The sequence below is a fragment of the Vogesella mureinivorans genome, from assembly GCF_007644035.1.
Lineage (GTDB): Bacteria > Pseudomonadota > Gammaproteobacteria > Burkholderiales > Chromobacteriaceae > Vogesella > Vogesella mureinivorans.
The window spans coordinates 313,435-335,548 of the sequence record NZ_VMTV02000178.1 but is presented as its reverse complement, the minus strand read 5'-3'; the positions used below and the strand labels follow the sequence as shown (position 1 = coordinate 335,548).

Below are 22,114 nucleotides of genomic sequence, written 5' to 3'. Positions count from 1 at the left end.
ATGTTTGGTAAAGCCGGTATCGCAGGCCTGATGAAACAGGCGCAGCAAATGCAGGAAAACATGAAAAAAGCGCAAGAAGAACTGGCGCAGATCGAAGTAGAAGGCCAGGCGGGTAACGGCCTGGTAAAAGTGGTGATGAGCTGCTCGCACGTTACCCGCCGTGTCATCATCAGCGACGACTTGCTGGCCGACGCCAAGGAAGACAAAGACATGCTGGAAGACCTGATCGCCGCGGCGTTCAACGACGCCAGCCGCAAGGCCGAGGCCACCTCGTCCGAGCGCATGTCCGGCTTTACTGCTGGCATGAACCTGCCGGCCGGCATGAAGCTGCCGTTCTGACCGCTTGATGACCTGAAAGGTTGGCCGCAGGCTGCTGCTTGCGGCCAACCTTTTTTACTGGAGCGCCCATGAAAAACCCGCCCTCGCTCGACCAGCTGATCGCGGCGCTGAAAGTGCTACCCGGCGTTGGCCCCAAATCCGCGCAGCGCATGGCTTTTCACCTGCTGCAAAAAGACCGTGGCGGTGCCGACAAGCTGGCACGGGCGCTGGACCACGCGCTATTGAACCTGCGCCACTGCCAGCGTTGCCATACCTTCAGCGAAAGCCCGCTGTGCAATGTGTGCGCCGACGCCGAGCGCCGGCAGGACCTGCTGTGCGTGGTGGAAATGCCCGCCGACCTGCTGATGCTGGAGCAGACGCGCTGCTACGACGGCCTGTACTTTGTGCTGATGGGGCGCTTGTCGCCCATGGACGGTATCGGCCCCAAGGATATCGATCTGGAAAAGCTGATCGCCCGTGCCGTGGATGGTGTGGTGGAGGAGGTGATCATTGCCACCAACTTTACCGCGGAGGGCGAGGTCACCGCGCACCTGATCAGCGAGATGCTGCAGGCGCATGGCCTGCGTGTTAGCCGCATCGCGCGTGGCATGCCGGTGGGCGGCGAGCTGGAAAACGTCGACCCGGGCACGCTGGCCCAGGCCATGTACGAGCGGCGTAGCGTGAGCTAGGCAGCATGCCGGCGTTCACACAGTAAAAAAGCCAGCCCTGCGGGGCTGGCTTTTGCATTGCGGCGGGTGCGGTGCTTAGCGCATCAGGCTGTGCAGCGTTTTTTCGTAGACGCAGGCCAGCGGCTCGATGTCGTCTACGCACACGCACTCGTTCAGTTTGTGGATGCTGGCGTTGATGGGGCCGAACTCTACCAGCTCGCGCGCGATGCGCTTGATGAAGCGGCCGTCCGAGGTACCGCCGGTGGTGTTCAGCTCCGGTGTGACGCCGCAGGTGTCCGCAATCGCCTGGCTGATGGCGTCAGTGAGCGCGCCGGGTGCCGTGATGAACGGGTTGCCCGACAACGCCCAATGCAGCTCATAGGCCAGCTGGTGTTTGTCCAGGATGGCATGCAGGCGGTCTTTCAGGGTTTCTGCCGTGTTTTCGGTGGAAAAACGGAAGTTGAACTTGATCTCGCAGCTGCCCGGAATCACGTTGGTGGCGCCGGTGCCGGCGTGGATGTTGGACACTTGCCAGCTGGTGGGCGGGAAGTAGTCGTTGCCGTGGTCCCATACCTCTGCGGCCAACTCGGCCAGCGCCGGGGCGGCCAGGTGGATGGGGTTCTTGGCCAGGTGCGGGTAGGCGATGTGGCCCTGGATGCCGTGCACGATCAGGTGGCCGGACAGCGAGCCGCGGCGGCCATTCTTGATGGTGTCACCAAACACTTGCGACGAGGTGGGCTCGCCCACAATGCAGTAGTCCAGTTGCTGGCCGCGTGCTGCCAGCTCGTCTACCACGCGCACGGTGCCGTCGGCGGCCAGGCCTTCTTCGTCCGAGGTAATCAGGAAGGCGAGGGTGCCAGCGTGATCGGGGTTGGCCGCAATGAAGCGTTCGCTGGCGGTGATAAACGCAGCCAGCGAGGCTTTCATGTCGGCGGCGCCGCGGCCGAACAGGTGGCCGTTGCGGATGGTGGGCTCAAACGGGTGGCTGTCCCATTTGTCCAGCGGGCCGGTGGGCACGACGTCGGTATGGCCGGCAAAACACAGCACCGGTGCGCCGTGGCCGCGATGCGCCCAGAAGTTGCTTACATCGCCAAACGGCATGCGTTCGATGGTGAAGCCCAGGTCTTCCAGACGGGCAATCATCATGTCCTGGCAGCCTTCATCACGCGGGGTGATGGAGTCCTGGCGGATCAGCGCCCGGGTGAGGTCGAGTGTGCTGCTCATAGGCTGAACTCCGTGGCGTAGTCGGCTTCTTTAAAGCCCACGCGCAGCTTGCCGGCGTTATCCAGCACCGGGCGCTTGATGAGCGATGGTTTGGCCTGCAGCAGGGCAATGGCGGTGTCAGGGTTGGCCGCCAGGGCTTTTTCTGCCTCGTCCAGCGCGCGCCAGGTGGTGCCGGCACGGTTGACTAGCTTGTCCAGGCCAATGCTGGCGATCCAGGTGCGCAGTGTGGCCTCGTCTATGCCTTGTTTTTTGAAGTCGTGAAAGGTGAAATCCAGCCCCTGCTGTGTGAGCCAGGTGCGGGCTTTCTTGACGGTATCGCAGTTGGGAATGCCGTAGAGGGTAATCATGGGTGGGGTCAGTGGTTCAGTGTAAAGCCGGAAAAAGTGGTGTTGTCGCCCTGTTTGCCACCTGAATTGCTGTTGCTGTCGTGATTGACCAGCCAGAACAGGTTGGTGGGCGAGTCGGCGTTCTGCAGGGCTTCGTCCAGTGAAATCAGCCCGTCTTTGTAGAGGCGGAACAGCGATTGCTCGAAGGTTTGCGAGCCTTCGCTCATGCTGCTTTCGATGGCTTCTTTGATTTTGTCGATCTCGCCATTACGGATTAGCTCCGATACGTGGGCGGTGTTGAACATGATCTCCATCGCCGGGCGGCGCTTGCCGTCCACGGTTTGCACCAGGCGCTGTGACACCACGGCTTTCAATGTGGCGGCCAGGTCCATCAGCAGGGCATTACGGTTTTCCAGCGGGAAGAAGCTGATGATGCGGTTCAGCGTGTGGTAGCTGTTATTGCCGTGCAGGGTGGAGATGCACAGGTGGCCGGACTGGGCGTAGTTGATGGCGTAGGTCAGGGTTTCGGCGTCGCGTATTTCGCCGATCATCAGCACATCAGGTGCCTCGCGCATGGCGTTTTTCAGCGCGTTTTCGTAGCTGTGGGTGTCTACGCCGATTTCACGCTGGTTGATGATGGCGCGCTTGTGCTCGAAGATGAATTCCACCGGGTCTTCCACGGTGAGGATATGGCCGGCCTGGGTCTGGTTGCGGAATTCCAGCATGGCGGCCACGGTAGAGCTTTTGCCGGAGCCTGTGGAGCCCACGATAAAGATCAGGCCGCGGCGCTGGCGGATCAGGTCTTTCAGCGAGTCGGGCAGGTTCAGGTTGTCCAGGCTGGGGACGGTGGGGGTGATGTAGCGTATCACCATGGCCACGTGCCCGCGCTGGCGGAAGATATTGACGCGGTAGTTGCCCAGGCCGTCTATCTGGCGGCCAAAGTTCATTTCCAGCTCGGCTTCAAAGCGGGTGATGTCGTCCTCGCTCATCAGGCTGTAAGCCAGCCGTTTGACGTTTTCTGCACTCAGCGCCTTGTCGTTTACCGGTACCGTTTGCCCGTCTATTTTGATTTGGGGTGGTGTGCCGCAGGAAAAAAACAGGTCACTGGCCTTTTTGTCGGCCATGAGTTTGAAAAAAGGCAGCATCAGCATGGTGTGCAGCGCGCTCTCGCAAAGGGTGTCAGGCCATTAGTCTAGCGTGAAATGCCCTTCTGTGGCGTACTGGCGCGGGCTTGGACGGCAACTTTGCCCGTGACAGGGTTGGCCGCAGTGGCTGATGGTGACCGGGTGAAAATTGAGCATGCTGCAGGCTGGGGTGGCTGGCTGTGTGCTGGTGAGTGCAAGGGTGGTGGCTGTGACATGAAAAACGCCCCGCCAGATTTGCCGGCAGGGCGTTTGTCGCAGACCGCTGGGTCAGGCGAGTAGACCGTCTTAGTGCTTGACCTCGGCATCGCGCAGGGCGCGGCGCAGGATCTTGCCTACGTTGGTTTTGGGCAGCTCCTGGCGGAACTCTACCGACTTGGGCACCTTGTAGCCGGTAAGGTTGGCGCGGCAGTGGCTCAGCACGTCGGCCTCGGTCAGCGCCGGGTCTTTCTTCACCACAAATACCTTCACCACCTCGCCCGATTTGTCATCTGGCACACCGATGCAGGCTACTTCCAGCACGCCAGGGTGCAGGGCGACCACGTCTTCGATTTCGTTGGGGTAAACGTTGAAGCCAGACACCAGAATCATGTCTTTCTTGCGGTCTACCAGCTTCACGAAGCCTTCCGGGGTGATGATGGCCATGTCACCGGTAGCCAGGAAGCCCTGGTTGTCGATGACTTTGGCAGTTTCTTCCGGGCGGTTCCAGTAGCCCTTCATCACCTGCGGGCCACGGATGCACAGCTCGCCGGACTCGCCTTGTGCTACTTCGCGCCCTTCGTTGTCCCGTACCTGGATCTCGGTGGACGGGATCGGTACACCGATGGTGCCGTTGTAGGCTTTCAGATCCAGCGGGTTGATGCAGGCAGCCGGGCTGGTTTCGGTCAGGCCGTAAGCTTCGATCAGCGGGGTGCCGGTAATGTCTTTCCATTTATCGGCCACCGCTTTTTGCACCGCCATGCCACCGCCCAGTGCCAGGCGCCAGGTGGAGAAGTCGACGGTTTTGAAGTCCGGGTTGTTCAGCAGGGCGTTAAACAGCGTGTTGACGCCAGTGATGGCCGTGACCTTGTACTTTTTCAGCTCTTTGACAAAGCCGGGGATATCGCGCGGGTTGGTAATCAGCACGCTCATGGCGCCCAGCTCGGTGAAGACCATCATGTTCGCTGTCAGCGAAAAGATATGGTACAGCGGCAACGCAGTAACAATGATCTCCTGGCCTTCGCGTACCGAGTGTTTTACCCATTCGCCAGCTTGCAGCATGTTGGCGATGATGTTGGCGTTGGTGAGCATGGCGCCTTTGGATACGCCGGTGGTGCCGCCGGTGTATTGCAAAAAGGCGATATCGTCGTGGCCAACGTCGACTTTGCGCATCGGCTGGCGGGCGCCGGCAGCCAGCGCATCATTAAAGCTGGTGTGCTTGGCGATGTGCCAGGGTGGCACCATCTTTTTTACTTTGCGTACGACGAAGTTGACAATCAGGCGCTTGGGGAAGCCCAGCATGTCGCCAATGCTGGCAATCACCACGTTCTTGACTGGAGTGCGCGGTAGTACCTGCTCCAGCACGTTGGCAAAGTTTTCCAGGATGAGGATGGTTTCGGCGCCGGAATCTTTCAGTTGATGCTCCAGCTCGCGCGGGGTGTACAGCGGGTTGACATTCACCACCGTGCAGCCGGCACGCAGGGCGCCGAAGACGGCTACCGGGTACTGCAGCAGGTTCGGCATCATGATGGCCACGCGGCTGCCTTTGGCCAGGCCTAGCGTGTTTTGCAGGTAGGAGGCAAAGTTGGCAGACAGCTGGTCCAGTTCACCGTAGCTCAGGATCTTGTCCATGCAGGCCAGTGCCGGGCGGTCGCGGAACTTGGCAGCACTACGTTCGAACACCTCGGATACCGACTTGAATTCGTTAATGTCAATTTCGGCGGCAACACCTGCCTGGTAATTCTTCAGCCAGATTTTTTCCATGGCGCTAGTCTTCTCCATCGTGTTGGATTTACCGCCACCTCTTGTGATTTGCGGGTGGCGTCTATGGGGATCTGCTTGCTTGCAGACTCAAATATAGATTGTTTTAGTTGGCGTTCGTTCCTGAACGCATGACAACTGTACCGTATGTCTCATCTGGTGCAAAGCATGTGCTTGGTTTGCCGCCTGAGACCTCAGTTTTCTTTTGTCGCAGAGTGGTTTATAATCGCGGCATTTTAGGGATGGGCGGTTCTTCGCCCATTTTTCTTTTCTGGAATTGGATGCCCATGGATGTACGTTTGCTGCTCGAGAACACGCTGCCCGGTTTGGGGTATGAGCTTGTAGATTTTGAAATGACCCCCGGGGGTGGTTTCCGCGTGTTTATGGATAAACCGGGCGGCATTACCGTAGAAGATTGCGTCAGCGTGAGTAATCACCTGACACGTCTGTTCATGGTCGAAAATGTTGACTACGAGCGTCTGGAAGTTTCCTCGCCCGGCCTGGACCGTCCGCTGACGAAAGAAGCGGACTATGTGCGCTTCACTGGCAGCCTTGCCAAGATTCGTACCCGCCTGCCTATCGAACAGCAGAAGCGTTTTCAGGGTCGTATCGCAGGCATCGCCGATGGCGTTGTGAGCCTGGTAGTGGAAGATGGTCGCACCGTGGCCATTCCCCTGGCGAATATCGATAAAGCCCGGCTGGAGCCGGAGTTTTAATTCGCAGGACGTTGGCCGCGAACAAGAATACGGAATTTGGAGGATTGCATGAGTCGCGAGATTTTGCTGTTGGTTGACGCTCTGGCAAGCGAGAAAAACGTTAACCGCGAGGTGGTTTTTTCCGCGCTGGAGCTGGCACTGGCTTCTGCCACCAAAAAGAAGTTTAACGAAGATGAACTGGATGTCCGCGTAGAGATCGACCGCCACAATGGTCAGTATCAGACTTTCCGCCGCTGGACTGTAGTAGATGCTGAAGCACTGGAATACGAAGACCGCGAACTGAGCCTGGAAGAAGCCCGCGAGCGTGACCCGCGCGCCGAGCTGGGTGGCGTGATCGAAGAGTCGATGGAAGCCGTAGAGTTTGGCCGTATCGGCGCTCAGGCTGCCAAGCAGGTCATTCTGCAGAAAATTCGCGACGCCGAGCGCGAACAAGTGCTGAACGAGTTCCTGCAGCGCCGTGAAAGCCTGGTAACTGGCACCATCAAGCGCATCGAGCGTGGTAATGCCATCGTGGAGTGCGGCAAGCTGGAAGCCGTCCTGCCGCGCGACCAGATGATTCCGAAGGAAAACCTGCGCGTGGGCGACCGCGTCAAGGCTTACCTGATGCGCATCGACCGCCTGGGCCGTGGCCCGCAGCTGGTGCTGTCGCGTACCTCGCGCGAGTTCCTGGTAAAGCTGTTCGAGCTGGAAGTGCCGGAAATCGAAGAAGGCATGCTGGAAGTCAAGGAAGCCGCCCGTGACCCGGGTATGCGCGCCAAGATGGCCGTGAAGTCCAATGACCCGCGTCTGGACCCGCAGGGCACCTGCATCGGCATGCGCGGCTCCCGCGTTCAGGCCGTGACCCAGGAGCTGGCCGGCGAGCGTATCGACATCGTGCTGTGGGCACCAGAGCCAGCACAGTTCGTGATTAACGCGCTGTCCCCAGCAGAAGTGAACCGCATCATGGTGGACGAAGATAGCCACACCATGGACGTGGTGGTTGAGGAAGAGCAGCTGGCACTGGCGATCGGCCGTGGCGGCCAGAACGTGAAGCTCGCTGCCGAGCTGACCGGCTGGAACCTGAACATCCTGACCGTGACCGAAGCGGAAGAAAAACACCTGGAAGAAGATGCCAAGCTGCGCGAGCACTTCATCCGTCATCTGGGTGTGGACGAAGAAATGGCTGCCCTGCTGGTGCAGGAAGGCTTTGCAACACTGGAAGAAGTGGCCTATGTGCCAATTTCCGAAATGCTGGAAATCGATGGTTTCGATGATGCGCTGGTAAACGAGCTGCGTAGCCGTGCGCGTGACGCCATCCTGACCCTGGCAATTGCTTCGGAAGAAAAAGTGGAAGAAGTGGCCGACGAGCTCAAGGATCTGGAAGGACTGGATGCCGAGCTGGTACGCAAACTGGCCGAAAACGGCGTGACCACCCGTGACGACCTGGCCGATCTCGCCGTTGACGATCTGGTCGACATGACAGGCATGGATGCCGATGCGGCGCGCGCGCTCATCATGAAAGCCCGCGAACACTGGTTCAACTGAGCCAGCCCCGCAAACGGATCGATTGCTAGAAGGAATTAGGAATACGCATGGTTTTAACGAATGTAAAGCAGTTTGCGAGTGAGCTGAACTTGTCCCCGGAACGTCTTCTGGAACAGTTGAAAAACGCAGGTGTAGGCAAGCGTGGCTTTGATGACACGCTGACCGAGCAGGATAAAAAGCAGTTGCTGGACTTTCTGAAAACGTCGCATGGCGCACGTGATGAAGGCAAAGTAACCCTGACCCGTAAGCAAACCAGCGAGATCCACACTGCCGCAGGCAGCACCGTAAAAGTGGAAACCCGCAAGAAACGTACTTTTGTGCGCCCGGAAGACCAGCCTGCTGCAGCAGCCCCTGCGGTGGAAGCCCCCAAGGCTGCCGAGCCGGTGGTTGAGGCAGCACCACAGGTTGCTGCCCCGGTAGTCGAAGCTGCCAAGCCGGAAGCTGCCCCAGTGGCCGCCAAGCCTGCCCAGCCGAAGGTTGAAGAAAAGAAAGTGGAAGAGAAAAAGGCAGAAGCCAAGCCAGCTGCCAAGCCGGCCGCCGAAGCTGCTGCACCGGTAGCCCCGGTGAAGCAGCCTACGCTGACGCGCCCGGCGCCGACTTCCATCCTGAGCCAGGAAGAAATGGATGCCCGCGCTTCTGAAGAGCGTCGCCAGGCAGAATTCCGCGCACGCCAGCAAGCGCTGCTGCGTGAAAAGCAGGAGCGTGAAGCACGCCGTCTGGCTGCCAAAGCCGAAGCGGCTGCACCCGCCAAGCCGGTAGTAGAAGTCAAGCCAGAGCCCAAAGCAGAAGAGCTGCCACGCTCGGCCAAGCCTACCCAGCCGCGCATGCAGCCAGCTGCCGCCGGCCAACGTACCGATGCACCGCGTGGCGACCGCCCGGCAGGCCAGGGCCAACGCCCGGCAGGTCAGGGTCAGCGCCCAGGTCAAGGTGGTCAGCAGCGCCCGGCAGGCCAGGGCGCTCGCCCGGCTCCCGGCGGTGCCGCACCAGCGCGTGGCCCGGGTGCCGCTACCACTGCACCGGCACCCGCTGGCGATGCTCGCCCAGGCGACAAGCGTGGTCCGGCGAAGAAGGGTGGCAGCAAAGACTGGAACGACGGTAAAAAAGGCAAAGGCCTGAAAACCCGTGGTGGCGATACCAGCAACGACTGGAAATCGCGCAAGTCCGGCGGCAAGCACAAAAACAGCAATAACCAGCACGCCTTCCAGGCACCGACCGAGCCTATCGTGCACGAAGTACTGGTGCCGGAAACCATCACCGTGGGTGATCTGGCTCACCGTATGGCCGTGAAAGCCGCCGAGGTGATCAAGGTACTGATGAAGATGGGCATGATGGTGACCATCAACCAGGTGCTGGACCAGGAAACCGCGCTGATCATTGTGGAAGAAATGGGCCACGTGGGTAAAGCTGCCCAGGCGGATGATCCGGAAGCCTACCTGGCCGACGGCGAAACCATCGAAGTGGCCGAGCAGATCTCCCGTCCGCCGGTGGTAACCGTGATGGGTCACGTTGACCACGGTAAGACCTCGCTGCTGGATTACATCCGTCGCGCCAAGGTAGCAGCCGGCGAAGCGGGTGGCATTACCCAGCATATCGGTGCCTACCACGTAGAAACCGACCGCGGCATGATCACCTTCCTGGATACCCCGGGTCACGAAGCGTTTACCGCCATGCGTGCCCGTGGTGCCAAGGCCACCGATATCGTGGTGCTGGTAGTGGCTGCCGACGACGGCGTAATGCCGCAAACCATCGAAGCGATTCACCACGCCAAAGCGGCCGGTGTGCCTATCGTGGTTGCCGTCAACAAGATCGACAAGCAAGGTGCCAACGCCGAGCGTATCCGCCAGGAACTGGTTGCCCACGAAGTGGTGCCGGAAGACTGGGGTGGCGATACCCAGTTCATCGAAGTGTCGGCCAAAATGGGCCTGAACATCGATGCGCTGCTGGAAGCCATCCTGCTGCAAGCCGAAGTACTGGAGCTGACTGCTGCGGTAGATGCACCTGCCAAGGGCATTATCGTGGAAGCGCGCCTGGACAAAGGCCGTGGCCCGGTAGCGACCCTGCTGGTACAGTCCGGTACCCTGAAGAAGGGCGACATCGTGCTGGCTGGTACCGCCTTTGGCCGCGTGCGTGCCATGGTAGACGAAAACGGCAAGCCGATCGACGAAGCTGGCCCGGCTATCCCGGTAGAAATCCTGGGTCTGTCCGACGTGCCGTCTGCAGGTGAAGACGCCATGGTCCTGGCCGACGAGAAAAAGGCGCGTGAAATCGCCCTGTTCCGTGCTGGCAAGTTCCGTGATGTGCGCCTGGCCAAGCAGCAAGCTGCCAAGCTGGAAAACATGTTTGCCCAGATGTCCGAAGGCGAAGTACAGAACCTGCCTATCATTATCAAGGCAGACGTACAGGGTTCGTACGAAGCACTGGCCGGCAGCCTGCAAAAGCTGTCTACCGAAGAAGTACGCGTCAACATCCTGCACTCCGGTGTGGGTGGCATTTCCGAGTCCGACATCAACCTGGCGATTGCGTCCAAGGCCATCGTGGTGGGCTTCAACGCCCGTGCCGATGCCGCCGCACGCAAGCTGGCGGAGAGCGAAGGCGTGGAAATCCGTTACTACAACATCATTTACGATGTAGTAGACGACGTGAAAGCCGCCATGTCCGGCATGCTGGCACCTGAGAAGAAAGAGCAGATCATTGGTACCGTGGAAATCCGTCAGGTGATCTCCGTGTCCAAGGTAGGCAATATCGCAGGTTGCATGGTGACTGATGGCATCATCAAGCGTGCTGCAAGCATCCGTCTGATCCGTCACAACGTGGTGGTTCATACCGGCGAGCTGGACTCCCTGAAGCGCTTCAAGGACGACGTGAAAGAAGTGAAGCAAGGCTACGAATGCGGCCTGATGCTGAAGAACTTCAACGATATCCAGGAAGGCGACCAGCTGGAAGTGTTCGAGATCGTGGAAGTCGCACGTTCTCTGTAATGCAGTGATATAGAGGCGGGTGCCAGGTTGGCCGCATGGCCGGCGGGCACTCGCCTTTTCTTGTTTCAGCCACCATAGCCACCGCCATGCATCGCGATGCGCCGGCAAGCCGGCAGTCCCTATGCCGTGGTGTGTTGTGTGGCCAGGAGTATCAGACCATGGCTAAAGCCAAAAAAGGTTTTTCCCGCTCGGACCGTATCGCCGAGCAGATCCAGCGCGAGCTGGCCGAGCTGATCCGCAAGGGCCTGAAAGACCCGCGTGTGGGTTGGGTCACCATTACAGCGGTAGATGTAACCCGTGACTACTCGCACGCCAAGGTGTTCTACACCGTGATGGACGAGAACAAGCGCGAGATCACCCAGGAAGCGCTGGAAAGCGCTGCCGGTTACCTGCGCAACGGCATTGGCCGCGTGCTGCAGATATTTACCACGCCGCAGCTGCACTTTGTTTACGACGACTCCATCGAGCGTGGTGTGTACATGAGCCGCCTGATTGACGAAGTGAACGGCAATGCCACCACCGTCGAACACGACGATGCGGCCAACCTTGACGCCGAAGATGGCGACGAGGGCGAAGAGGGTAGCGATAAAGCATGAGTGCACCGCGTCGCGTAAAGCTGCCGATCAATGGCGTTTTGCTGCTGGACAAGCCTTATCTGCTAAGTAGCAACACCGCCCTGCAGCGTGCGCGCTGGCTGTACAGTGCGGCCAAGGGCGGCCATACCGGCGTGCTGGACCCGCTGGCCACCGGCCTGCTGCCGCTGTGCTTTGGTGAGGCCACCAAGTTTTCCTCGTACCTGCTGGATGCCGACAAGGGCTACCGCGCTACGGTAAAGTTTGGCGAAGTCACCACCACCGGCGATATCGAGGGCGAAGTGCTGCTGCAGCGCCCGGTGGCGTTTACGCTGCCGCAGTTGCAGGCCGCCATCGCCGTGCATACCGGCCCCATCAGCCAGGTGCCGCCCATGTACTCGGCGCTGAAGCATCAAGGCAAGGCGCTGTACGAGTACGCGCGCGAGGGCATCGAGATCAAGCGCGAGGCGCGGGATGTCACCATCCATCGTATCGATTTGATCTCGTTTGATGGCACGACCGCGGTGATCGACGTGCTGTGCAGCAAAGGCACCTATATCCGTACGCTGGGGCAGGACATTGGCGAGATGCTGGGCTGCGGTGCGCACCTTACCGGCCTGCGCCGCACCACGACCGGTGGTTTCCTGCTGGAAAACGCCATCACGCTGGAGCAGCTGGAAGCCACGCCAGCCGAGGCGCGCGGCCAACTATTGCTGCCGATAGACGTGCTGGTGGCACATTTTGACGAGCAGACCCTGCCTGCACGCGATGCCGAGCGTTTTTGTCACGGCCAGGCCGTGCGTGCACCGGAAAAATGTGAGACAATGCGCCGTTTTCGCGTATACCGCGAGGCAACGCGAGAATTTCTCGGGCTGGCCGAGGCAAGAGACGATGGTCTGTTGCACCCGGTCCGGGTAACGGCTGCTCCGGCAGCCGCTGTGTGAAGTGTAGGTGGGTTCCGGCTCGCCGCACTTGTCGGGCTTTACCGCCCTAAACCGATATTGGAGTAATTCCTCATGGCAATGAACGCCGAAAAAAAAGCAGTCATCGTTAAAGATTTCCAGCGTAAAGAAAACGACACCGGTTCCAGCGAAGTTCAAGTAGCCCTGCTGACCGCTCGTATCAACGACCTGACTCCGCACTTCAAAGCCAACACCAAAGATCACCACAGCCGTCGTGGCCTGCTGAAACTGGTGAGCCGTCGTCGTCGTCTGCTTGACTACCTCAAGCGTACCGACGCTGAAAGCTACCGCGCTCTGATCGCTCGTCTGGGTCTGCGCAAGTAATCGGTTTGAATTCGAAAAAGTCGCAGCCCGTCTGCGACTTTTTCGTTTCTGCAGTAGCAGTATCTGTAAGTTATTGAGTCAACGGGGGGAGCCTCTATAAATCTGCATCATGCTGGTGCCGATTCGTAGGGGTTCCCGTTGCATAAAGTACCTAATGAAGGGCACCTCAAGTGTTTAACAAAATTACCAAGTCGTTCCAGTACGGCAAACATACCGTCACCCTGGAAACCGGCGAAGTAGCGCGCCAGGCTTCCGGCGCGGTACTGGTGTCGGTAGAAGATACCGTGGTTCTGGTTTCTGTTGTGGGCTCCAAAAACGTGAAGCCGGGCCAGGATTTCTTCCCGCTGACCGTAGACTACCTGGAGCGTACTTACGCTGCCGGCAAGATCCCGGGCGGCTTCTTCAAGCGTGAAGGCAAGCAGTCTGAAAAAGAAGTCCTGACCAGCCGCCTGATCGATCGCCCGATTCGCCCGCTGTTCCCGGAAGGCTTCTACCACGACGTACAAATCGTGGCCACCGTGATGTCGCTGAACCCGGAAGTGGATTCCGACGTGCCAGCCATGATCGGCGCCTCCGCTGCCCTGGCTATCTCCGGCCTGCCGTTCAACGGCCCGATCGGTGCCGTGCGCGTAGGTTACGCCAATGGCGAGTACATCCTGAACCCGACCAAAACCGAGCTGCTGAGCTCGGAAATGGATCTGGTCGTAGCCGGTACCGAGCGTGCCGTGCTGATGGTAGAGTCCGAAGCCAAAGAGCTGTCCGAAGCCGTGATGCTGGGCGCCGTGGTATTTGGCCACGACCAGATGCAGGCTGCCATCACCGCCATTAACGAGTTCGCCGACGAAGTGAACCCGGTAATGTGGGACTGGGAAGCCCCGGCCGCGAACGAAGCACTGATCGCCCAGATCCGTGATATCTCCGGCGAAGCCATCGCCAACGCCTTCCGCATTCGCCAGAAAGGCGCCCGCTCCGAAGCGCTGAACGCTGCCTGGGCTGCCGTGAAGGCCGCACTGATCAACGAAGACACCGACACCCTGGTGGCTAACGAGATCAAAGGCATCTTCAAATCGCTGGAAGCTGAAATCGTGCGTGGCCAGATTCTGTCCGGCGAGCCGCGTATCGACGGCCGCGACACCCGCACCGTACGCCCGATCGCCATCCGCACCGGCGTGCTGCCACGTGTACACGGCTCCTCGCTGTTCACCCGTGGTGAAACCCAGGCGATCGTGACCACCACCCTGGGCACCAAGCAAGACGAGCAGATCATCGACGCGCTGGCCGGCGAATACACCGACCGCTTCATGCTGCACTACAACTTCCCGCCGTACTCCACCGGTGAAGCTGGCCGCATGGGCCCGCCAAAACGCCGCGAAATCGGCCACGGCCGCCTGGCCAAGCGTGCACTGGCACAAGTACTGCCGTCCGAAACCGAGTTCGGCTACACCATGCGTGTGGTGTCCGAAATCACCGAATCCAACGGCTCTTCGTCGATGGCTTCCGTGTGCGGTGGCTGCCTGGCACTGCTGTCCGCCGGTGTACCGCTGAAAGCCCACGTGGCTGGTATCGCCATGGGCCTGATCCTGGAAGGCAACCGCTTTGCCGTGCTGACCGATATCCTGGGTGACGAAGATCACCTGGGCGATATGGACTTCAAGGTGGCCGGTACCGCCGCTGGCGTGACTGCCCTGCAGATGGATATCAAGATCCAGGGCATCACCAAGGACATCATGCAGATCGCGCTGGAACAAGCCAAAGACGGCCGCCTGCATATCCTGGGTCACATGAAAGAAGCCATCGAAGGCCCGCAAGAGCTGTCCACCCACGCGCCGCGTCTGTACGTGATGAAGATCAACCCGGAGAAAATCCGCGAAGTGATCGGTAAAGGTGGTGAAACCATCCGCGCCATCACCAAAGATACCGGCTGCGAGATCAACATCGAAGAAGACGGCACCATCACCATCGCCTCCGTGTCCAACGAAGGCGCTGAAGCTGCCAAGAAGCGTATCGAAGAAATCACCGCTGAAGTTGAAGTAGGCAAAGTCTACGAAGGCCCGGTAGTGAAGATTCTGGACAACAACGTGGGCGCCATCGTGTCCATCATGCCGGGCAAAGATGGTCTGGTACACATTTCGCAGATCGCTCACGAGCGCATCAAGAACGTGTCCGACTACCTGAAAGAAGGCCAGATCGTGAAAGTAAAAGCCATCGAGATGGACGACCGCGGCCGCGTTCGCCTGTCGATCAAGGCTTTGCTGGACAACCCTGCAGCCCCGGCTGCCCAGGGTGACTTCGGTCTGAAATCCGGCGCCTAAGCCAGATAACCCTGTTACGGCAGGGTAGACAAACCGCCTGTCAGCGCAAGCTGGCAGGCGGTTTTGCTTTGTGGTGCGGGTATGAAAAAGCCACCCCGCAGGGTGGCTGTGCTGGCTTGCGGCCAACGTTGGCCGCAAGTGGTCTGCTTAGTGGTTATGTGCGCCAGCAGCACCGTGGCCGGTTTGTGCTCGCACAAACTGGTCGTCAAAGCGGGCACGCTCGGTAGCAGCGGCCGCACTGCGGTCCAGCAGCGACACCACGATACTCACGGCAAAGGCCAGCGGCATGGAGAACAGCGCCGGGTGCTCGTACGGGAAGATGGCGGTTTCGTTGCCCAGTACCGTGACCCATACTGCCTTGGACAGGATCACCAGCGTGACTGCCGAAATCAGCCCGCTAAAGCCGCCCAGCAGTGCACCACGGGTGGTCAGATCCTTCCAGTACATGGACAGGATCAGGATAGGGAAGTTGGTGGACGCTGCCACACCAAAGGTCAGGCCCACGAGGAAGGCCACGTTCTGTTTCTCGAACAGGATGCCCAGCACAATCGCCAGTACGCCGATGGCTACCGCTGCAATGCGTGACACTTTCAGCTCGGTTTTTTCGTCAGCCTTGCCCTTCATGATCACGGTAGCGTACAGGTCGTGCGAGATGGCCGACGCGCCCGCCAGTGCCAGGCCGGCCACCACGGCCAGGATGGTGGCAAAGGCCACGGCAGACAAAAAGCCCAGGAACAGGTTGCCGCCTACGGCTTTGGCCAGATGCATGGCCACCATATTGCCGCCGCCTATCAGCTTGCCACCCAGCTCGCCGTTCACGAAGTACTGCGGGTCTTTGCCGATGATCACCACCGCGGCAAAGCCCAGCGTGCAGACCACCAGGAAGAAGAAGCCGATAAAGCCGGTAGCGTAGAACACCGATTTACGCGCTTCTTTTGCATTCGGCACGGTAAAGAAGCGCATCAGGATGTGCGGCAGGCCGGCAATACCGAATACCAGGCCCAGCGACATGGACGCCACGTTCACCGGGTCGGCCAGCATGCTGCCCGGGCCCATCATGCCCAGGCCGTCCTTGTGCACGGTAATGGCTTCGCGTGCCAGGGTTTCGTAGCTGAAACCGAACTGTGCCATGGCCATGAAGGCCAGCGTGGTGCCGCCAGCCAGCAGCAGCACCGCCTTGATGATCTGCACCCAGGTGGTGGCGATCATGCCGCCAAAGATCACATAGGCCATCATCACCACGCCGACCACCACCACGGCGACCGGGTAGTCCAGGCCGAACAGCAGCTGGATCAGCTGGCCAGCGCCCACCATCTGCACGATCAGGTAGAAGCTCACCACGGTGAGCGAGCCAAAGGCGGCAAAGGTGCGGATTTTGGTCTGGTCCAGCCGGTAGCTGGCAATGTCGGCAAAGGTAAAGCGGCCCAGGTTACGCAGGCGCTCGGCCATCAGGAAGGTAATGATGGGCCAGCCCACAAAGAAACCCACGGTGTAGATAAAGCCATCGTAGCCTTTGGCAAACACCATGCTGGACAGGCCCAGCAGGGTGGCGGCCGACATGTAGTCGCCGGCAATGGCCAGGCCGTTCTGGAAGCCGGTGATGCCGCCGCCTGCGGTATAGAAGTCACTGGCGGAGCGGGTGCGGCGCGAGGCCCAGTAGGTAATGCCCAGCGTCAGCACCACAAACACCATGAACATGCCGATGGCGGCCACATTCAGCGGCTGTTTTTCCACGGCGCCGGCCACAGCAGGGCCGGCCAGGGCCAGTGGGCTGGCCGATAGCGCCAGCAGGGTAGCAAGGGTGCGCATCATGGCTGGCTCTCCTGCAGGATGGTGGCGGTCATGCGGTCGAATTCGGTATTGGCGCGGTACACGTAATAGCCGGTCAGTGCCCAGGTAAACACGATGATGGCAGCGCCTACCGGCACGCCCAGCGTTAGCACGCCACCGCCATGCAGTGCCTGGCGCAAGGTGTCGGGTGCCAGTGCCACTACCAGCATGTACAGGTAATAAATACCCAGGGTGAGGGCGGCCAGGGTCCAGGCCAGGGTAGAGCGCTTTTTCACCAGGGTGGCGAATTGCGGATGTTGCCGGATGGCATGGGTTGCATTGCCAGTCATGATCTCTCCTGTTGTTTGCATTGTGGGGGCCGCTCTATGGCAGCTGGTGTCGAGCTTTTGCTCGCTTATGCTTGATGATTCCCTGTCAACCTTGCGCAACTGTGTGTGAAATGTAACGAAATATGAACGGGGCATGATTGAGTGAAGAGAGGCGTCTGACAGGGGATTTTGCCCCGCGTGGCAGCCGCTACGCGCTTGCTGGCGTGGCGACCTTGCAACAAATGCGGGCGGTAGCGTGGCAAAAAAAATCCCCGCCGAAGCGGGGGTAAGGGGGGAAATGTTCGCAGCGTAGCTACGAGGCCTGCCATGCCGGCACGATGCGGCCAACCAGAACACCCCTGTTGCAGGGTTGGCCGCAGGCGCTGCCGGTGCGGCGGGTTACTGGATGGCAGCAGCAGCGTTGGTTTGCTGGCGCAGCAGAAACTTCTGGATCTTGCCGGTAGAGGTCTTGGGGATAGGCCCGAAGATAATGCGCTTGGGCACCTTGAAGCGTGCCAGGTGGGCGCGGCAATGTTCGATCACTGCTGCCTCGTCGCCCTCTACGCCTTCGCGCATCTCCAGGAAGGCGCACGGCACCTCGCCCCATTTCGGGTCGGGCAGGGCCACCACGGCGGCCGAGATCACGCCGGGGAAGCGGCACAGCACGTCTTCTACCTCGATGGACGAGATATTCTCGCCACCGGAAATAATGATGTCCTTGGAGCGGTCCTTGATCTTCACGTAGCCGTCCGGCTGGATCACGGCCAGATCGCCGGTGTGGAACCAGCCGCCAGCCAGCGATTCTTCGGTGGCGCGGGCGTTCTTCAGGTAGCCCTTCATCACCAGGTTGCCGCGGAACATGATCTCGCCCATGGTTTCGCCATCATGCGGCACCTCGGTCATGGTGCTGGGGTCCATCACCGTCATGCCTTGCTGCATGGTGTAGCGCACGCCCTGGCGGCCGTTGCGCTCGGTGCGCCCGCCAATATCCATATGCGCCCATTCGTCCTGCTTGGCGCATACCGAGGCCGGGCCGTAGGTTTCGGTCAGCCCGTACACGTGGGTAATGTTGAAACCCAGGGTTTCCATGCCCTCAATCACCGCCGACGGTGGCGCGGCGCCGGCCACCAGGCAGTTCACCTGGTGCTCGATGCCCTGTTTGCAGTCGTCCGGGGCGTTGATCAGCATATTGTGCACAATCGGCGCGCCGCAGTAGTGGCTGACGCGGTGGGTCTTGATCAGCTCGAAAATCAGCCGCGGGTCCACGCGGCGCAGGCAGACATTGGTGCCGACGTTGGCCGCCATGGTCCACGGGAAGCACCAGCCGTTGCAATGGAACATCGGCAGCGTCCACAGATAGGTGGCATGGCGCGGCATGCCCCAGTCCAGGATATTGCAGCTGGCGTTCAGGTAGGCGCCGCGGTGGTGGTACACCACGCCCTTGGGGTTGCCGGTGGTGCCGGAGGTGTAGTTCAGCGAGATGGCGTCCCATTCGTTATCCGGCAGCTGCCAGGCGTAATCCGGGTCGCCACCGGCAAGGAAGGCTTCATATTCGATGCTGCCCAGGCGCTGGCCGGGGCCGGTGTATTCTGCGTCGTCCACATCAATCAGCAGTGGCGGCTTGTCCAGCAGCGCCAGGGCCGGGGCGATGGTGAACGAGAACTCGCGGTCCGTGATCAGTACCCGCGCCTCGCCGTGCTGCAGCATGAAAGCAATGGCTTCCGGGTCCAGCCGCGTATTCAGCGTATTCAGCACGGCACCGCACATCGGCACGCCAAAGTGACAGTCCAGCATGGCCGGAATATTGGGCAGCATCACCGCCACGGTGTCGCCTTTGCCTATGCCATGGCTGGCCAGCGCGCTGGCCAGGCGGCGGCTGCGCTCGTAAGCCTGCTGCCAGCTAAAGCGCTGGCTGCCATGCACGATGGCCGTACGGTGCGGGTAAACTGCCGCCGCGCGTTCGATATAGCTCAGCGGCGACAGCGGCACATGGTTGGCCGCAGTTTGGGGCAGGTCTTGCTGGTAGCTGTGCAGGGACATCCGGTCACACTCCTCTGTCTGTGTTGCTGTCATTATCTGCACGATGATTGCCCCCAACCCTTGCGCAAGTTTGTGGCAATTGTAACGAATGATTTCAGCCGCGCTTTTGTGGTGCAAGCTGGCCTAAAATCGGGCTTTATTTCGATAAGCCATTGCCATTAGCCGGGGAAAACGTCGTCATGTTGCAACACTCTGCCGCGGGGCTGGATAGCTCGCAGCGCAACGCCATGTTGCTGTACGGGCTGGACTTGCTGGACCAAGGCGTCACCGTGTTTGACGCCCAGCTGCGCCTGCTGGCGTGCAACCAGCGCTTTCTGGATTTGCTGGATTTCCCCGCCGAGCTGGGGCAGGTGGGCACACCGTTTGCCGACTACATGCGCTACAACGCCTACCGCGGCGAATACGGCCCTGGCGACCCCGAGCAGCAGGTGGCAGAGCGCGTGGCGCTGGCCCTGCGTTTCGAGCCGCACGACACCGAGCGTATCCGCCCGGACGGCTCGGTGCTGCGCGTGCGTGGCGAGCCGCTGCCATCGGGCGGCTTTATTGCGCTGTACACCGACAAAACCCAGCAACAGGCTTACGAGCGGCTGCAGCAGCAGCAAAAAGCCGATCTGGAATCGCACGTGCGCGCCCGCACCGCCGAGCTGGAAGCCGCCAACCAGCGCCTGCGTGAGGCGCATGCGGCCAACGTGCAGATTACCGCCGCCCTGCAGCGCAGCGAGGAGCGGCTACGGCTGATCACCGACACCATTCCGGCGCTGATTGCCTACTTCGATAAAGACCATATCTACCGTTATGCCAACAAAGGCTATAGCGACTGGTTTGGCCGCCGTAACGAACACATCGTCGGCCAGCACATCGAGGCGGCGCTGGGCAGCAAGTTTTACGCGGCGGTGGTGAGCTATGTAAACGAGGCGCTGACCGGCAAGCAGGTCACCTACGAATACTCGATGGAGAAAGACGACGGCACGCATATTTTTGCGCGTAGCACCCTGGTGCCGGAAATCGCCCCCGATGGCGAGGTGCTGGGCTGCTTTGTGTTGTCGTTCGACATTACCGAGCAAAAGCAAACCCAGTCGGCGCTGGTGCAGGCGCAAAAAATGGAAGCCGTCGGCCAGCTATCCGGCGGCCTGGCGCACGACTTTAACAATATGCTGACCGTGGTGATCGGCAACCTGGCCGAGCTGCGCCGCCACGAGGCAGACAACACCGCACTACTGAGCTACCTGGACCCGGCGCTGCAAGCGGCCGAGCGCGGCGTGGCACTGGTGCGCCGCCTGCTAACCTTTGCCCGCCAGCAGCCGCTGCTGCCCAGCGCGGTGGATATTGGCGCGCTACTGCAGGACATGCTGCAGCTGATACGCCGTTCGCTGCCCGAAAGCATTGCGCTGCAAAGCCAGCTGCCCCCGGCACCGCTGTTTGCCATGGCCGACCCGCACCAGCTGGAAAGCGCCATTCTGAACCTGGTACTCAACGCCCGCGACGCCATGGCCGAAGGCGGCAGCCTGCAGCTGGGCGCCAGCCTGGCCCGGCTCAGTGAGCGCGAGGCCGCAGAGTGGCAGCTGCAGGCCGGCGACTACGTGTGTATCGAGGTGGCCGACACAGGCTGCGGCATGTCCCCCGAGCTGCTGCTGCGCGTATTCGAACCCTTCTTCACCACCAAGCGCTTTGGCAGTGGCAGCGGCCTGGGGCTGGCCATGGTGTACAGCTTTGCCCGCCAGTCTGGCGGGGCCATCCACGTGAGCAGTACGCCGGGCAAAGGCACACGCTTTACCCTGCGCCTGCCGCACACCCAGCCCGCCGCGCAGCCGGCCGGGCGGCTGAACTTTAGTGGCAAGGCCGGCGGGCGCGAGCGGCCGCTGACCCTGCTGGTAGAGGACAACGCCGAAGTACGCCGCGTGGTACGCCTGCAGCTCACCAGCCTGGGCTACCCGGTGCTGGAGGCAGAAAGCGGCGACGAAGCGGCCCTGATGCTGGAAAACATCCCCGATATCGGCCTGCTGCTCAGCGATATCGTCATGCCCGGCACGCTGGATGGCCGCGCCCTGGCGCAGCTGGCGCGTAGCCTGCTGCCGCGCATCCGCGTGGTGTTGATGAGCGGCTACGACGACAGCAGCCAGCGCGCCGGTAGCGGCTTTGCCAAGCTGGAAAAACCCTTCACCCCGGCCGAGTTGGCCGCTTTGCTAGACGAGGTAATGTTGTGCCCACCGCAAGCCTGAGCCCTGCCGAGCCAGCCATCAGCGACAAGCTGGTGTACCTGGTAGAAGACGACCTGTCAATTTCGCGGCTGATTGTCACCATCCTGCGCGATTACCAGTTTCGCTGCGAGTCGTTCCGTACCGGCGCAACGCTGCTGCAGCGTGTGCGCCAGCAGCCGCCGGACCTGGTGATTGTGGACCTGGGCCTGCCCGATATGGACGGCATGGCCATTGTGCGCCATGTGCGCGAGCAGCAGCGCTGTGGCGTGATTATCCTGAGCGGGCGCGGCCACGTGGGCGACCGCGTCATGGGGCTGGAAACCGGCGCCGACGACTACATCATGAAGCCGTTCGAGCCGCGCGAGCTGGTGGCGCGCGTGCGCAGCATCCTGCGCCGCTGCGACAAGCCCGCCGAGGGCCATGCGGCCAACCCCACGCGCTGCGCCTGTTTTGCCGGCTGGCGCTACGAGATGGACAGCTACAAACTGTTGGCCGCCGATGGCAGCGAGCGCACGCTCAGTGCGGGCGAAGGCCAGATGCTGCAGCGCTTTCTGGAGCGGCCCAACCGCGTGCTGCCGCGCGAGCAGCTGCTGGGTCAGGACGATATCTCGCCCTACGATCGCAGCATCGACGTGCGTATTTCACGCCTGCGCCGCAAGCTGGAAGACGACAGCTATAACCCGCGCCTGATCAAGACGGTATACGGTGCGGGCTATCTGTTTGTCAGCAAGGTGGACTGGGTCTGAGGCAGC

General features: G+C 60.7%; 18 protein-coding genes. 11 read left to right on the top strand and 7 right to left on the bottom strand.

Annotation, left to right across the window (positions count from 1 at the left end):
- Positions 1–339: a YbaB/EbfC family nucleoid-associated protein gene (locus tag FLQ44_RS07625; RefSeq protein ID WP_147693907.1), complete on the top strand. Its 339-nt coding sequence runs from the start codon at positions 1–3 to the stop codon at positions 337–339.
- Positions 340–407: 68 nt separating this feature from the next.
- Positions 408–1,007 (top strand): recombination mediator RecR, encoded by a 600-nt coding sequence (recR, locus tag FLQ44_RS07620; RefSeq protein ID WP_017510014.1) that lies wholly within the window; start codon positions 408–410, stop codon positions 1,005–1,007.
- Positions 1,008–1,082: 75 nt separating this feature from the next.
- Here recR and dapE read toward each other — a convergent pair whose 3' ends face one another.
- The 4 genes from dapE to FLQ44_RS07600 all read right to left on the bottom strand — a co-directional run bounded on the left by dapE (position 1,083) and on the right by FLQ44_RS07600 (position 5,640).
- On the bottom strand, positions 1,083–2,210 hold the full coding sequence (gene dapE / locus FLQ44_RS07615; protein WP_147693906.1) for a succinyl-diaminopimelate desuccinylase: 1,128 nt from the start codon (positions 2,208–2,210) through the stop codon (positions 1,083–1,085).
- Positions 2,207–2,557 carry an ArsC family reductase gene (locus tag FLQ44_RS07610; RefSeq protein ID WP_147693905.1) on the bottom strand — a complete coding sequence of 117 codons (351 nt, stop codon included), beginning with the start codon at positions 2,555–2,557 and terminating at the stop codon, positions 2,207–2,209. Before FLQ44_RS07610 ends, dapE begins: the two co-directional genes overlap by 4 nt.
- An 8-nt stretch (positions 2,558–2,565) precedes the next feature.
- Positions 2,566–3,687: a PilT/PilU family type 4a pilus ATPase gene (locus FLQ44_RS07605; RefSeq protein ID WP_147693904.1), complete on the bottom strand. Its 1,122-nt coding sequence runs from the start codon at positions 3,685–3,687 to the stop codon at positions 2,566–2,568.
- Between the two features lie 279 nt (positions 3,688–3,966).
- Positions 3,967–5,640, bottom strand: coding sequence for a long-chain-fatty-acid--CoA ligase (locus FLQ44_RS07600; RefSeq protein WP_147693903.1), 1,674 nt, complete (start codon positions 5,638–5,640; stop codon positions 3,967–3,969).
- 284 nt (positions 5,641–5,924) lie between these two features.
- Here FLQ44_RS07600 and rimP point away from each other — a divergent pair, with 284 nt between their 5' ends.
- The 7 genes from rimP (at position 5,925) to pnp (ending at position 15,025) form a co-directional block, all read left to right on the top strand.
- On the top strand, positions 5,925–6,353 hold the full coding sequence (rimP, locus tag FLQ44_RS07595; protein ID WP_147693927.1) for a ribosome maturation factor RimP: 429 nt from the start codon (positions 5,925–5,927) through the stop codon (positions 6,351–6,353).
- A gap of 48 nt (positions 6,354–6,401) precedes the next feature.
- Positions 6,402–7,877, top strand: a complete 1,476-nt coding sequence (nusA, locus tag FLQ44_RS07590) for a transcription termination factor NusA (protein WP_147693902.1) — start codon at positions 6,402–6,404, stop codon at positions 7,875–7,877.
- A 47-nt stretch (positions 7,878–7,924) separates the two neighbouring features.
- A complete protein-coding gene (infB, locus tag FLQ44_RS07585; protein ID WP_147693901.1) occupies positions 7,925–10,855 on the top strand; it encodes a translation initiation factor IF-2 in 2,931 nt (976 codons plus the stop codon).
- 158 nt (positions 10,856–11,013) lie between these two features.
- Positions 11,014–11,451 (top strand): 30S ribosome-binding factor RbfA, encoded by a 438-nt coding sequence (gene rbfA, locus FLQ44_RS07580; RefSeq protein WP_017510022.1) that lies wholly within the window; start codon positions 11,014–11,016, stop codon positions 11,449–11,451.
- On the top strand, positions 11,448–12,371 hold the full coding sequence (gene truB / locus FLQ44_RS07575; protein WP_147693900.1) for a tRNA pseudouridine(55) synthase TruB: 924 nt from the start codon (positions 11,448–11,450) through the stop codon (positions 12,369–12,371). The genes rbfA and truB overlap by 4 nt, the downstream gene beginning before the upstream one ends.
- Before the next feature lie 72 nt (positions 12,372–12,443).
- Positions 12,444–12,713, top strand: a complete 270-nt coding sequence (rpsO, locus tag FLQ44_RS07570; protein ID WP_026108156.1) for a 30S ribosomal protein S15 — start codon at positions 12,444–12,446, stop codon at positions 12,711–12,713.
- Positions 12,714–12,883: 170 nt separating this feature from the next.
- Positions 12,884–15,025 (top strand): polyribonucleotide nucleotidyltransferase, encoded by a 2,142-nt coding sequence (pnp, locus tag FLQ44_RS07565; protein ID WP_147693899.1) that lies wholly within the window; start codon positions 12,884–12,886, stop codon positions 15,023–15,025.
- A gap of 147 nt (positions 15,026–15,172) precedes the next feature.
- On the opposite strand, the gene FLQ44_RS07560 is transcribed toward pnp, so the two are convergent.
- The 3 genes from FLQ44_RS07560 to FLQ44_RS07550 form a co-directional block, all read right to left on the bottom strand.
- The gene (locus FLQ44_RS07560; RefSeq protein WP_439144901.1) at positions 15,173–16,837 is read right to left on the bottom strand and encodes a cation acetate symporter; all 1,665 of its coding nucleotides are present in this window, start codon (positions 16,835–16,837) and stop codon (positions 15,173–15,175) included.
- Positions 16,834–17,145, bottom strand: a complete 312-nt coding sequence (locus FLQ44_RS07555; RefSeq protein ID WP_147693898.1) for a DUF485 domain-containing protein — start codon at positions 17,143–17,145, stop codon at positions 16,834–16,836. The genes FLQ44_RS07560 and FLQ44_RS07555 overlap by 4 nt, the downstream gene beginning before the upstream one ends.
- A 378-nt stretch (positions 17,146–17,523) precedes the next feature.
- Entirely contained in the window at positions 17,524–19,164 is a 1,641-nt protein-coding gene (locus tag FLQ44_RS07550; RefSeq protein WP_147693897.1) for an acyl-CoA synthetase, read from the bottom strand.
- A 179-nt stretch (positions 19,165–19,343) separates the two neighbouring features.
- Between FLQ44_RS07550 and FLQ44_RS07545 the strand changes: the two genes are divergently transcribed.
- Both FLQ44_RS07545 and FLQ44_RS07540 read left to right on the top strand, forming a co-directional pair.
- A complete protein-coding gene (locus tag FLQ44_RS07545) occupies positions 19,344–21,383 on the top strand; it encodes a PAS-domain containing protein (RefSeq protein WP_147693896.1) in 2,040 nt (679 codons plus the stop codon).
- Positions 21,365–22,108, top strand: a complete 744-nt coding sequence (locus FLQ44_RS07540; protein WP_147693895.1) for a response regulator transcription factor — start codon at positions 21,365–21,367, stop codon at positions 22,106–22,108. Before FLQ44_RS07545 ends, FLQ44_RS07540 begins: the two co-directional genes overlap by 19 nt.
- The last annotated feature ends 6 nt before the right edge of the window (positions 22,109–22,114 follow it).

Bases quoted from the DNA above. Each gene is read 5' to 3' on its own strand.
- dapE (WP_147693906.1), bottom strand. From the start codon at position 2,210: ATGAGCAGCACACTCGACCTCACCCGGGCGCTGATCCGCCAGGACTCC.
- FLQ44_RS07555 (WP_147693898.1), bottom strand. From the start codon at position 17,145: ATGACTGGCAATGCAACCCATGCCATCCGGCAACATCCGCAATTCGCC.
- rpsO (WP_026108156.1), top strand. From the start codon at position 12,444: ATGGCAATGAACGCCGAAAAAAAAGCAGTCATCGTTAAAGATTTCCAG.
- FLQ44_RS07605 (WP_147693904.1), bottom strand. From the start codon at position 3,687: ATGCTGATGCTGCCTTTTTTCAAACTCATGGCCGACAAAAAGGCCAGT.
- FLQ44_RS07545 (WP_147693896.1), top strand. From the start codon at position 19,344: ATGTTGCAACACTCTGCCGCGGGGCTGGATAGCTCGCAGCGCAACGCC.
- recR (WP_017510014.1), top strand. From the start codon at position 408: ATGAAAAACCCGCCCTCGCTCGACCAGCTGATCGCGGCGCTGAAAGTG.
- rbfA (WP_017510022.1), top strand. From the start codon at position 11,014: ATGGCTAAAGCCAAAAAAGGTTTTTCCCGCTCGGACCGTATCGCCGAG.
- rimP (WP_147693927.1), top strand. From the start codon at position 5,925: ATGGATGTACGTTTGCTGCTCGAGAACACGCTGCCCGGTTTGGGGTAT.
- nusA (WP_147693902.1), top strand. From the start codon at position 6,402: ATGAGTCGCGAGATTTTGCTGTTGGTTGACGCTCTGGCAAGCGAGAAA.
- truB (WP_147693900.1), top strand. From the start codon at position 11,448: ATGAGTGCACCGCGTCGCGTAAAGCTGCCGATCAATGGCGTTTTGCTG.
- FLQ44_RS07550 (WP_147693897.1), bottom strand. From the start codon at position 19,164: ATGTCCCTGCACAGCTACCAGCAAGACCTGCCCCAAACTGCGGCCAAC.
- infB (WP_147693901.1), top strand. From the start codon at position 7,925: ATGGTTTTAACGAATGTAAAGCAGTTTGCGAGTGAGCTGAACTTGTCC.
- FLQ44_RS07600 (WP_147693903.1), bottom strand. From the start codon at position 5,640: ATGGAAAAAATCTGGCTGAAGAATTACCAGGCAGGTGTTGCCGCCGAA.
- FLQ44_RS07625 (WP_147693907.1), top strand. From the start codon at position 1: ATGTTTGGTAAAGCCGGTATCGCAGGCCTGATGAAACAGGCGCAGCAA.
- FLQ44_RS07610 (WP_147693905.1), bottom strand. From the start codon at position 2,557: ATGATTACCCTCTACGGCATTCCCAACTGCGATACCGTCAAGAAAGCC.
- FLQ44_RS07560 (WP_439144901.1), bottom strand. From the start codon at position 16,837: ATGATGCGCACCCTTGCTACCCTGCTGGCGCTATCGGCCAGCCCACTG.